The 12,135-nt window shown below is 38.9% G+C and carries 10 protein-coding genes; 8 read left to right on the top strand and 2 right to left on the bottom strand.

Features of this window, described 5'->3' with window-relative positions:
- Positions 1-19 precede the first annotated feature (19 nt).
- Positions 20-1,795: a M61 family metallopeptidase gene (locus HUU81_RS12775; protein WP_199612060.1), complete on the bottom strand. Its 1,776-nt coding sequence runs from the start codon at positions 1,793-1,795 to the stop codon at positions 20-22.
- Positions 1,796-2,221: 426 nt separating this feature from the next.
- Here HUU81_RS12775 and HUU81_RS12780 point away from each other — a divergent pair, with 426 nt between their 5' ends.
- The 4 genes from HUU81_RS12780 (at position 2,222) to HUU81_RS12795 (ending at position 6,949) form a co-directional block, all read left to right on the top strand.
- Positions 2,222-3,799 carry a GGDEF domain-containing protein gene (locus HUU81_RS12780; protein ID WP_199609312.1) on the top strand — a complete coding sequence of 526 codons (1,578 nt, stop codon included), beginning with the start codon at positions 2,222-2,224 and terminating at the stop codon, positions 3,797-3,799.
- A 216-nt stretch (positions 3,800-4,015) separates the two neighbouring features.
- On the top strand, positions 4,016-5,371 hold the full coding sequence (ppnN, locus tag HUU81_RS12785; protein WP_199609313.1) for a nucleotide 5'-monophosphate nucleosidase PpnN: 1,356 nt from the start codon (positions 4,016-4,018) through the stop codon (positions 5,369-5,371).
- A 56-nt stretch (positions 5,372-5,427) separates the two neighbouring features.
- Positions 5,428-6,246: a flap endonuclease Xni gene (gene xni / locus HUU81_RS12790; RefSeq protein ID WP_199609314.1), complete on the top strand. Its 819-nt coding sequence runs from the start codon at positions 5,428-5,430 to the stop codon at positions 6,244-6,246.
- Positions 6,233-6,949: an SDR family oxidoreductase gene (locus HUU81_RS12795; RefSeq protein WP_199609315.1), complete on the top strand. Its 717-nt coding sequence runs from the start codon at positions 6,233-6,235 to the stop codon at positions 6,947-6,949. The genes xni and HUU81_RS12795 overlap by 14 nt, the downstream gene beginning before the upstream one ends.
- Positions 6,950-7,698: 749 nt before the next feature.
- Here HUU81_RS12795 and HUU81_RS12800 read toward each other — a convergent pair.
- Entirely contained in the window at positions 7,699-7,899 is a 201-nt protein-coding gene (locus tag HUU81_RS12800) for a hypothetical protein (RefSeq protein ID WP_199609316.1), read from the bottom strand.
- Between the two features lie 179 nt (positions 7,900-8,078).
- Here HUU81_RS12800 and HUU81_RS12805 point away from each other — a divergent pair, with 179 nt between their 5' ends.
- The 4 genes from HUU81_RS12805 (at position 8,079) to HUU81_RS12820 (ending at position 12,094) form a co-directional block, all read left to right on the top strand.
- Entirely contained in the window at positions 8,079-8,522 is a 444-nt protein-coding gene (locus HUU81_RS12805; protein ID WP_199609317.1) for an NADAR family protein, read from the top strand.
- Positions 8,523-8,701: 179 nt separating this feature from the next.
- Positions 8,702-9,082, top strand: a complete 381-nt coding sequence (locus HUU81_RS12810; protein WP_199609318.1) for a DUF3192 domain-containing protein — start codon at positions 8,702-8,704, stop codon at positions 9,080-9,082.
- A 7-nt stretch (positions 9,083-9,089) separates the two neighbouring features.
- A complete protein-coding gene (locus tag HUU81_RS12815) occupies positions 9,090-10,910 on the top strand; it encodes a hypothetical protein (protein ID WP_199609319.1) in 1,821 nt (606 codons plus the stop codon).
- A gap of 176 nt (positions 10,911-11,086) precedes the next feature.
- Positions 11,087-12,094: an isocitrate dehydrogenase gene (locus HUU81_RS12820; RefSeq protein ID WP_199609320.1), complete on the top strand. Its 1,008-nt coding sequence runs from the start codon at positions 11,087-11,089 to the stop codon at positions 12,092-12,094.
- The last annotated feature ends 41 nt before the right edge of the window (positions 12,095-12,135 follow it).

The raw sequence follows: 12,135 nt of genomic DNA on the forward strand, positions 1-12,135 counted from the left end.
TTCACTGTCGAAAATAGCGTTATTTCGTCTGTGCTTTCTTTTCTGGGTAATCGATACCTAACCACGCTTTAAACGTTGCTTTTTGTTGCTCCGTTGGGTTTTCAATCACGTCGACGCTAAGCGGCTTGTCTTTCACTGTTTCAAGCTTAATAGTTGCTTTACGTAACTCGTCATTTCTAAAATAGGTTAAGCTAACTTGCTCATGCTTGTTGAAATCTTTAATACGTTTTTTAAAGTCTCCTCCCGCTAGCTTTAACCCGTCCACTGCAATAATCACATCATCACTGGTAAGCCCAGCCTTCCACGCAGGGGAATCTTTTTTCACCATCGTCACTGTAGAAAAGCCATTTACATTTTTAGTGCTAATACCTGTGTAAGCAGTGTCTTTCGCTTTTTTACCGTAATGCATTTTTAAACCGGCTTGAGCAAGCAATGATTCAAAATTAATATTAAGTGGGCCTTCAACATTTTTTGTCCACCAAGCTTGATAAGACTCACCTGTTAAGCCATTCAGAATGTTTAATACGTCTGCTTTAGTAAAGCCGTGTGGCGTTTTATATTTTTTATAAAGCTCGCTGTGAACATCACGGTAACTAGCTTTCAGGTCGGTTTCTTTTAATAAATTAAAGTCTAATAACCAAGATACTAAAAAGCCTTCCGAATAAATATTCGTTGAGAAGTTACGGCCATGATCACCACGCATATTAATCCAGCTATCGAAACTAGCTTGTGCAACGGTTTGCGCTTCTTTTCCTGGTGTTTGCATATGGCGTTCAATACGCTTGGCGAGCTTTTTGAAAAACTCTTTTGGTTGCATTATTTCAGCACGAAGTAATAACTGATCTTGGAAATAGCTCGTTGAACCCTCTGAGATCCACAGTAATTCAGAATAATTAGGTGCAATATAATCGTATGGCACTAGGCCGTCTGGACGGTATGCTTTAACGTTCCACGTGTGAACAAATTCATGTGACGCCGTACTTAAAAACTCTAAATATTGCTCACGCGGTGCAAATGTAAAGCGCTTACGTTGAATAATGGTAGAGTTTAAATGCTCAGTAGCACCGCGCGAATTCGTTGTTGCATGCACCATAAACACATAACGTTCGAACGGAATGTCGTGCCAAATTGCATTGTACTGTGCGACTAGCTTTTTAAAATCAGCAACCGTTTGTTTTTCGTCGTAATTACCTTTACCCCAAAAAACAACTTCATATTCTTTACCGTTTTGCTCAAATTTATGTAACGAGTTAATCCCTGTTTCAATCGGTGAGTCAATTAACACATCATAGTTTTCAGCAACAAAGCTATGCGCGTTGTCGCCCTGTTTCATGCCAGAAACTGAACGCCAATTGTTAGGTACCTCAAGGGTTACGGTTACATCGTCATTTCTAAATTGGTCGGCGTACATAAAATAGCCCGACGCATCAATAAATGCGTGGCTATCGTCGATATGACGACTTCGTTTACCTAGTTGATTAGCATACACTTGATAAGCTAAGTTAACGCTTGTTGCTGATGGCAAATAAACTCGCCAAGTGCTTTTCTCTACTTTTTCCCATTTAAGTGGTTGCTGTTGTTCATCAGTTGGTTGAAAAAAGCGGATACCGTTAGCCAAGTCTAAAATTTCATAACGCCCTGTACGCCACGCCGGCAGTTTTACATCAACATAATCTGCCTGCACTTCAGGAAGCGTCACTGTGATATCTGCTAAATGATGTTCGGGCTGAGTGATTTCGAGTTGATATTGTACAGTTGCGGACGCAGTAAAACTCATGGCCACTGCGCTCAACATAAGAGAAGGTACTGCTAATACTTTATTAGCAACTTGGCTGAACTTGTTCAATGGATACACCTTTCTATTTTTAATACTGGTAGGTTTAATAGCGCCAGCACCATAACAAAAACCCTTATTAATCACCAGTTAGATGCGACTACTAACAAACTGATACGATGACTTAATATCACTATGATGCATAATGCCAGTTGAAAGATTTGCCCCTGATTTTTTTCAATGTCGTCTATACTTGGTGGCATATGCGTCTTAAATAGTCAGCTGGCAAACACAGACAATGACATTCACTACCATTTTAGCGTTATATTCCCTGAGAATATGGACTTACAATACACAGGGAATACGGTAAAGTATTTATAATTATATGTTTTAACTTTAACTAGCTTGTTCTCGCTTCGCAGTAACAAAGTCATAAGAGAGTATTTTGTGTCAGATAAAATAAAACAACTAACTGAAGAATTACAAAAAAGCAAAGATGCAAGACTTACATTAGAGAAAAGTTATGAAGCCCAGTTTCAAACGTTAACTAACTTAGTATCAAAACTCTCTCAAGTATGTAAAGGCATCGACTTTGAGTTGGATAGTAAGTTAGGAAAATTGCGGAACTCACTAAAAAAAAATCCAGACATGGAAAATATTATTCCGCTGATTGAAGATGTGAGCAAGTCATTAACACAGATTGAAAGTCGACAAATTCATAATATTCATTCCACGCACTCCACATTTCACAGCGCAGGAAAAATTTTACAAGGGCAAAAAGGCTTACCAGATCAGTTACGTCGAGATCTAAGAGGCTTATTAACATCCGTCAGTACTCCGCAGTCGTCAATTACCTCGTACATTCCTGTTTTAGATAAGCTTGTATTGCTTTATCAAAAAGCCTTCGAGGCAAAAAACCAATTAGCTAGCGCACAAGGAAACGAGAAAAAAACTGCTTCATCTGCAAGTGGCGCTCAAGCTTCGCAAGAAATTAATAAAATTACTCAAGAGTTAATAAATTTAGTGAGTCAGTTAGCCTTTGAAGGCGAGCACGCTGAAGCCATAGACTCGATAAAGGGCAACTTATTAAATATTAAAGATGCTGATGAGCTTTTAACATCCAGCATGAATATTATTAAACTGATTGTTGATAACTACAGCGATGAGCGTAAGTCTGCTGAATTATTCGTGCTTTCTGTTAATGATGCGCTCTCAAGTGTTCAGCAAGTACTAACTACTTCATTAGAACAAAATAAGTCGTTCAGTGCTGAGATGGCAGCGCTGAATCAGCAAATTCAAAGTCAAATCACAGAGCTTTCACAAGAAACACAAACCGCTAAAGATTTAAAATCGTTAAAGCTACTGGTCAGTAAAAAGCTAAAAATTATTACTGAAAACTTAACTAAAAAAGAGCAGCTTGAAGTTAATGAGCGAAAGTCATTAATGAACACAATGTCGGTGATGGAAAGTAAGCTGGAAGAGGTTGAAAAAAAAGCAGTTAGCTATCAAAAGCGTCTTTCAGAGCAAACATTCAAGAGCTTGCAAGATGCCCTAACTAAGCTCCCCAATAGAGCAGCCCTTGATGAACGCTTAGAAATAGAATATACCCGCTGGAAACGCTACAACACTAGCTTATGCATCGCTGTTGTAGATGTTGACTTTTTCAAGCGTATTAATGATACCTACGGACACAGTGCTGGCGACAAAACCCTGCAAGTTATCTCAAAAGCCTTAAAGCGCAATATTCGCGCGGCTGACTTTTTAGCACGTTATGGTGGTGAAGAGTTTGTGATTATTTTTCCTGACTCAACGCTTGAGCAAATTAAAAAGCCGCTTGAAAAACTAAGAGAAGCAGTAAAACAGTTACCCTTTAAATTTAAAAATAAAGCAGTCACCATCAGTGTATCAATCGGTGTGACCGCTTTTAAGAAAGGTGATCGTCCACAACAAGCGTTCGACAGAGCCGATGAAGCGCTTTATGCAGCAAAAAATGGTGGCCGCGATCAAGTTGTAATACACAAATAGTCCGCTACGCTAACAATATGAAATAAATATTTAATTTGAGTATGGGTTAGCCCTATGCTTGTCTAAGTAGCGTGTTAAGTTGTCCCGCCAACAAAGCGGGATGCAATTCAGTAGCAATAAATAAAAAAGAAAGAAAAACAAATGCAACACATTAACGCCTAGCACCAAGCACTATTAAGCGGTATTCGCTGCACTTCGTGTTAATAAGGAGAGCCTATGCATATTCAACTAAACCCGTTAGGGTCAATGGACTTACTGAGTCAACTTGAAGTTGACCAACTTAAAAACACATCAACCAGCCAGCTATATACTTTATTTAGAAACTGCTCTCTGGCAGTACTTAATGTGGGTAGCCACACAGACAGCAGTACCGAAATATATGAAAAATATCAGTCATTTGGCATTAACTTATTACGTCGTGAACGTGGTATTAAAATAGAGCTGATCAACCCACCCGAGCAAGCATTTGTAGATGGTGAGATTATTAAAGGGATCCACGAGCATTTATTTGCTGTTATTCGCGACATTCTGCACATAGCAACTAAATATCAGCCTAATTCGGGCATTAACTTAACCAATAATACCCATGTAACCCACGTAGTATTCGACATGCTAAGAAATGCCAACGCTATTGCGCCTCATCGCGAACCTAATATGGTGGTGTGTTGGGGTGGCCACTCTATTAACGACAATGAATACCAATATACCAAAGAAGTGGGTTATCAAATGGGATTGCGTGGACTGAATATTTGCACCGGATGTGGTCCAGGCGCAATGAAAGGCCCAATGAAAGGCGCAACAATAGGCCATGCCAAACAACGCCTTAAAGTAACACGTTACCTTGGCCTAACAGAGCCCAGCATTATTGCAGCAGAACCACCTAACCCCATTGTTAACGAACTCGTTATTTTACCTGACATAGAAAAGCGCTTAGAAGCATTTGTGCGTGTTGCACACGGCATTGTTATTTTTCCCGGCGGCGCTGGCACGGCTGAAGAGCTGCTATATATTTTAGGCATTATGCTACACCCTGATAATGCTAAACAGCAGCTGCCTATTGTGCTCACCGGACCTAAAGAAAGTGAAAGTTACTTTCGTGAACTAGAAAATTTTATTGCCCTTACGTTAGGTGAGGAAGCAAAAAGTAAGCTAAATATTATTATTGATAACCCTGCTGGGGTTGCTAAGTTCCTGAAAGAACAAATGACCGAGGTCAGACAATATCGTAAGCAGGTAGGCGATGCGTATCACTTTAACTGGACCTTAAAAATAGAGCCTGAATTTCAACTGCCATTTATACCTAGCCATGAAAATATGGCAGGGCTGAATCTACACCTTAATCAACCCATTGCGCAACTTGCTGCAAATTTACGCCGCGCATTTTCTGGCATTGTTGCAGGAAATGTAAAAGATGAAGGTATACGCGCAATTAAACGACACGGTGTGTTTAAGCTTTCAGGGCAAAAAGAGCTAATGAAACTGATGGATAAGTTATTACGTGCTTTTGTTGAGCAGCAGCGGATGAAATTACCGGGTAGCGAATATACACCTTGCTATAAAATAGAAAACTAATACAAAATATACCCAAAGTAATCGGCAAGCCATAATCACATTTACTGGGTAAACAAATGATAAAAGTCGTTTTAATAGATGCGCTGAATTTAATTCGGCGCATCTATGCAGTGCAAGAAAGACCCTATTTACCGTTACCAGACACCATTTCTGATAATACGCGCAAGCAACTGCAACATAATACGATTAATACCGTAGAAAGCGCGGTAAAAAAGATCATCAGCCAGCTTGAACCGTCTCACGCTGTTATGGTTTTTGATCATGACGTTAAGCATAGCTGGCGCCATAAGCTTTATCCCGAATACAAAGCCGACAGAAAGCCGATGCCCGCGTTATTACACAGCACACTCCCACTTATAAAGTCATGTTTGGCTGAGGCAGGAGTAAAATCAATTTCTCCTCATGAATATGAAGCGGATGACGTTATAGCCTCACTTGCTAGTAAACTAGTTGAAAAGCAGCACCAAGCCATCATTGTCTCTACTGATAAAGGCTTCTTACCGATTTTACAAAATAATCTTCAAATCTATGATCACTTCAAAAAAGCATTTGTCACCGACGAATATATCATGGATAAGTTTGGTGTAAGCAAACAAAAGCTGGTGAGTTATTGGGCGCTAGTGGGTGACTCAACCAATAACATCAAAGGGATTGCAGGCATTGGTCCAAAAACCGCCATAGAAATTTTAACAAATCATGCTAGCCTTAAAGCAGCAGTGCAAGATGACAGCTTATCAAAAAAAGCGAAACAAGCACTAAGCGAACAGCAGTATAGCTTTAAGTTAGCAGCAACACTTCTGGCACCCAAAACCGATGTAGACTTGGGAATAAATCTAAAAAACTATCGACTAGGAACTCGTTATGACACCGCGTGACACCATATTAATAACAGGCGCTAATAGAGGTATTGGTCTTGGCTTTGTAGAGCATTTAATAGCTCAAGGTTACAAGGGCGCTGATTGCGATATTATTGCCACCTACCGTGAGCATAGCTCATCAAAAGCATTAATTAGTCTTGCTGAAAAATACGAACAACTAGAGCTTATTCAGTGCGACGTTGCCAAAGAACAAGATATTAAACACCTTGCTAATAAACTAAGTACTCGTGCAATTGACGTATTTATTAATAACGCAGGTGTTTATGGGCCAAAGGGTAGCCAGTTTGGTGAGGTAAATGCGGATGAGTGGTTAAATGTATTTTCAATTAATACCGTAGCGCCGCTTATGTTATGCCAAGCACTTTATCCCAGTTTTAAAAAAGCTGAATCCTCAAAAATTGCCTTTCTAAGTAGTAAAATGGGCAGTATTGCTGATAATGGTTATGGCAAAAGTTATATTTATCGCTCCTCTAAAGCGGCGCTCAATGCCGTGGTTAAAAGCCTGTCGATTGATTTAAAAGACGACAATATTTTTTGTGTAGCATTGCACCCAGGCTGGGTAAAAACAGATATGGGTGGCGACGACGCGCTGATTGAAGTAGAAACCAGTGTAAAAGGCATCATTAGTGTGATTGAAGACTTAGCTCCTAATCATACTGGCAACTTTATCAGTTATGATGGCCAAGAGATCCCATGGTGATCGATAAAGCCTGTTTGCAGATCTAATGAATTGCGGTTTTACTGCGTTAGCTGTGCATAAAAAAAGATATTCATGATTCGAAGCCAAAGTTATCTTGATTACCAAGTTTGACTGTTATCACAGGGGTAAATGAGTAAAGCGATAGGTCGAACTCACTCTGCAGCATCATCTATGCAAAAATGAGTTAAAGTCTGATCTGCCCGCTGCTCACTTTTTATACGAGGAAGTGACAACCCCTTTAGGGATACTTATGCCCTATATGCTTGGCTGAATATCCCTTTAGGAATTTAAAGTACCCAGCTATAGTTATTATAGTAGAAACAAAAATCAAAAAAGTCTCATATTAGTGAGGGTCTCACTTCACTTCGACCTCAATAACATTACAAATCAACAATATAGCTATCTATTTAATTTTATTACTTGTTTAACTATATCGTAAAACATTTCTTTTCTACACACACTGGTGCATCAACGTCATCAATTTAAAAATAGACCTCTGATTTATTTCGTTAAACCAATGAACCTTATTACTTTCAGAAAAACATTTGTAACCGTCTTTTGTAACCCTGTTATTACAAGAAATATGTCTACGTCTAGCCTCTTTTCCTTCAGCTGTATACAATACAATTTGAAGGTTCTATTGTGATGTAATATTAAAAATTGCAATCAATATTTTGTTTCTAAGTCCCAATACATATTAGTAAATACCGGGCTACTTTCTAAAAGAGCTATACGACCGTTAGATGAAGTCAATCTTTCCAAATACGAGCGCCGCTTAATCTTTTACTCTTTCTCATCCCATAACCATAACTTTCATATAAAAAGATGAGAGCGCTACTTCTGTATCTTTCCATAACTGAAATATTTATCGGCAATGATACTGCATTTTTTGGATACAACCCTACAATGAATAATAAAAAATAACTTGGTAAATCATGGTGATAGTCCATAATTAGTCCTTATTCCAACTAACTCTGGAAACCCTATTCTGGAATAATGCTGCTTCAAAAGTATATTTATAGTTTTTGAAGTCGATTACTTTGTATAAATAGATACCTATGGTAGCCTCCCATGCTACTCCTTTTTTATTAAAAATAGCGCTGCTGCTAATATAAATTTTGATAACTCAATGGCAAAATCAATTAAATTTTTCGCTAAAAATGATAAGTATTATCAACTTTCTAACTTCGCTGGTTTTGGCTTCGAATTGGACGGGCACTACTGGAAAACAATGGAGCATTATTTTCAAGCGATGAAGTTTGAGGGCACAGAACAGTTTGAAAGAATTAGGGATTGCGGCTCACCTAAACAAGCTAAAGACCTTGGTCAGTCAAGAGCATTTCCGATTCGCTCTGATTGGGATTTGGTAAAAGAAAACATTATGCTTAAGGGATTACGTCATAAATTTAAAAATGCAGAGTTGAAATCTTTATTACTGGGTACGGGTAAAAAAGAATTAATTGAAGATTCACCTTATGATAAATATTGGGGAGTTGGTGCAAATGGCAAAGGTAAAAATCGACTCGGTCAATTGCTAATGAGTCTACGTGACGAATTAAAAAGTAATAAATAGATACACTCTAAACACCAACTTCTTTTACTTTGCTCCCACCTGCCACTAGCGAATTTAACCGAGGCGTTGTATTCTTAAGGCATCAACAAATTGTGCGATTTATTTAAAGGTTAACTCAATTACAAGCTTCAAGAATAGCTGCACTGTAAAACAATAAAATAGTCATTTAGTGGAATATCATGAATAACAAAGTAATGAAGTATATATTTTTAGGTGTAGGCATATATTTATTATTCGCAGCCTCTGTTTTGTTATTTTATACCGATGATCCTGACACTATGCATTGGGAAGACAGAGAAGCATACAACCGCAAATATATTGCCAGTATGTCGTTAGAAGATAATCACAATAAAAAAGCGGTCATTGAATACATGGGCGCACCAGACATTACTGAAGCCAAACAAATAGATGGCGACAATGTACAGGTACTTTTTTATCGCACACAGCATGTTAAGTCTGACGGCATTACTACTAAAGATGAATGCACGCCGCTACTGTTTAAAAATGGCTTGTTAATTGCTTGGGGTGATACAGCGTATCAAACTTATAAAGATATTTAACTAAGCTGTGAATCCACCTGAAGCGAACTATGAAAATGTTGTAGAAAAACTACACGAGGCAATTGCCAACGTGTATCGTGCTGCGTCAAATAAATCGCATTGGCCGAAACTCCATCCGCTTATTACATTAGTCGCTGAACAATTAGACGAGCTTTACTGTCAAGCGCCTGCCCTTGTCGTTAGTCAACTTCATATTAATTCGAATCAATTAGATTACGTCGAAAAGCTAACGCTCAACACCGCGATACTCACCTTGTTATTGAGCCATTCACATGAGTGGGAGAAGCATTCACGAGTGTCATTAATTTGTGCTGCATTGAGTGCCTTTCTAAGAAATAAAGAAGAATTAAACTTATACAGTAATAAAAAAACGTTAACCCAAGTTCAACGCGAGTCTATGCAGTTGATGCCGCTTAAAAGTTATCAATTACTAAAAGCCATCAAAGTAAAAGAGCCTTTATGGCTTAATAGCGTTCTAAAATACAACGAGAACATTAACGGCAAAGGGTTGCCCCAAAAGTTATCGTTATCAAAACAAGATGATGGCTCTAAACTATTGTATTGCGCAGTTAATATCGCATTAAAAGTAACGCCCTGCCCTCGCACCGCAACAATGCGTCTAACAGATGCAATTAAACGACTTTTATTGCAACCAAACCATCAAGGCCTGTATTCGTTGCTATCTCCTTTTATCGCACAGTATTACCCAGTTTCTGATGGCATGATCGTTAGTTATCAAGCTAAACGCTCACACCTTCAAGCAGAAGAAAAAACAACGCAAATCGCCATGATAGTGGGAAAAGTAAGTGACGCTAATACTTACATTGTGTTTAAATTTTTAAATAACAAAGTGGGTATTCAAGGCGAGTATGATTTAGTGAATACCAAAACCATTAACTTAATCTACCCGCCTCAACAGCTTGCTGCTCCAACATTTATTGCATCTATTTGGGGCAGTGCGTTAAGCTCATTTGCTAAAGAGCGCAAAGTCGCACGTGTGATGCCCGCATCTAAATACAAACCATCCATGATGCGCGCACCAAATGATCTAAAGCAATTGCTGGCTTTCATCAATACTGAACCACCACTTAATCGATTAGTAGATCGTATTTCCGACTCTGGTGCGCTGGCGCAACTTATTTTGCGCGAAGCTAACCAAGAAACAACGAATGCCAAACCCATCACTGACCTGAAGCATGCGATAATGATGCTAGGGCTAGCTCGATTACCTGCGTTACTTTCAAATGGTAAGCTGCTTGATGCGATTGTAAGAATGAGATATGCCAACTTCGCATTCGACTTTGAAAAGCTTTACACGTTAATGTTAGTTGCCAAGGTATTGGCTGATAAGTGCTATTACTTATTACCCGAAGAAGCGGCAATGCTCAGTGCATTTTGGGCTGCACCGTGTTTTATGAGTAAAACACTAAAAATACAAACTCGCCGCTATACTTACAAAACGCTGACGGGTGAAGAGGCACTGAAGATAACGCAATTGTTTGAACTAACAGGTATTGAGAACTACAGCCCTACTGCACAAAAGCTAGCTAAACAGTGGCTGCTGCCTGCTGAGAGCACTGAAGCATTTAAACAAATAGAAACGTTACCGGCCAGTATGCAAGGCTTAAAAAAGGTGCGCACCATTGCTAGTCTTATTGGCTCAGCTACATTAATTACACATCAAATATATAACCCTAATGCCTCACAAGATGCGTTTACTAAAAAATACTTATCTCAGTCGTTTAAACTGCTCGATTTAAATATAAATAACAGTAACTTTATCGTGAATAAAGTATTAAGCCTGTACCCCGTCTATACTCCTTTATAAAGATACTCGCGCACTAGTTTAACTTTAGTGTTAAATAGTTGTAGTTAAGTGCTTATTCAGTGCGCATCTGGGTTCTATAACTGGAAAATATTGCGTTTTTTTGCTATAAAACGCGCATCATTCATTCCTCTACGGTTTCTCTGACTTAATGAAGCCGTGTACTTTAAGGGTAAGTCATGTCAAAACAAACAATTACAGTAATCAAAGGTGACGGAATTGGTCCAAGCATCATTGACTCTGCCTTAGCAATTTTAGAAAAAGTTGGTTGTGATTTCGATTACGAATTTGTAGACGCAGGTTTAACAGCATTAGAAAAAACAGGTGAGTTATTACCGCAAGAAACATTGGATGCTATTGCGCGAAATAAAGTTTCACTAAAAGGCCCTTTAACAACACCAGTTGGTGAAGGCTTCACTTCAATCAATGTGACGTTACGTAAAAAGTTTGATTTATACGCTAACCTACGCCCAGTACTTTCTTTTAAAGGTACTAAAGCCCGCTACGAAAATATTGATATTTTAACGATTCGTGAAAATACTGAAGGTATGTACTCTGGCCTAGGCCAAGTGACATCTGAAGATGGTAGCGAAGCGGAAGCAATGAGTAAAATTACGCGCGAAGGTGCAGAGCGTATCGTGACGTTTGCATACGAAACAGCACGCCGTGAAGGCCGTAAGAAAGTGACAGCTTTCCATAAAGCAAACATTCTTAAATCTACTTCAGGTTTATTCTTAAAAGTAGCTAGAGAAGTTGGTGAGCGTTACCCAGACATCGAATCAGCAGAAATGATTGTTGATAACGCATGTATGCAATTGGTAATGAACCCAGAGCAATTTGACGTAATCGTTACCACTAACTTATTCGGTGATATCATCTCTGATTTATGTGCTGGTTTAGTTGGTGGTTTAGGTATGGCACCAGGTGCAAATATTGGTAAAGACTGCGCAATTTTTGAAGCAGTACATGGTAGCGCACCAGACATCGCAGGCAAAAATTTAGCGAACCCTACTTCTGTTATCCTAGCGTCAATTCAGATGCTTGAATATTTAGACATGTCTGACAAAGCAGCGCGTATTCGTGCAGCTATCAAAGATGTTATTGAAACGGGTGACAGAACAACACGCGATTTAGGTGGTACACACGGTACTACTGACTTCACTGATGCAGTATTAGAGCGTTTGTAATCACTAACCATCAATGATTAACCATTAAAAAACCCGCAACT

Source organism: Flocculibacter collagenilyticus, assembly GCF_016469335.1.
In the GTDB taxonomy this organism is placed as follows: Bacteria; Pseudomonadota; Gammaproteobacteria; order Enterobacterales; family Alteromonadaceae; genus Flocculibacter; species Flocculibacter collagenilyticus.

Bases quoted from the DNA above. Each gene is read 5' to 3' on its own strand.
- ppnN (WP_199609313.1), top strand. From the start codon at position 4,016: ATGCATATTCAACTAAACCCGTTAGGGTCAATGGACTTACTGAGTCAA.
- HUU81_RS12820 (WP_199609320.1), top strand. From the start codon at position 11,087: ATGTCAAAACAAACAATTACAGTAATCAAAGGTGACGGAATTGGTCCA.
- HUU81_RS12795 (WP_199609315.1), top strand. From the start codon at position 6,233: ATGACACCGCGTGACACCATATTAATAACAGGCGCTAATAGAGGTATT.
- HUU81_RS12805 (WP_199609317.1), top strand. From the start codon at position 8,079: ATGGCAAAATCAATTAAATTTTTCGCTAAAAATGATAAGTATTATCAA.
- HUU81_RS12775 (WP_199612060.1), bottom strand. From the start codon at position 1,795: ATGTTGAGCGCAGTGGCCATGAGTTTTACTGCGTCCGCAACTGTACAA.
- xni (WP_199609314.1), top strand. From the start codon at position 5,428: ATGATAAAAGTCGTTTTAATAGATGCGCTGAATTTAATTCGGCGCATC.
- HUU81_RS12810 (WP_199609318.1), top strand. From the start codon at position 8,702: ATGAATAACAAAGTAATGAAGTATATATTTTTAGGTGTAGGCATATAT.
- HUU81_RS12800 (WP_199609316.1), bottom strand. From the start codon at position 7,899: ATGGACTATCACCATGATTTACCAAGTTATTTTTTATTATTCATTGTA.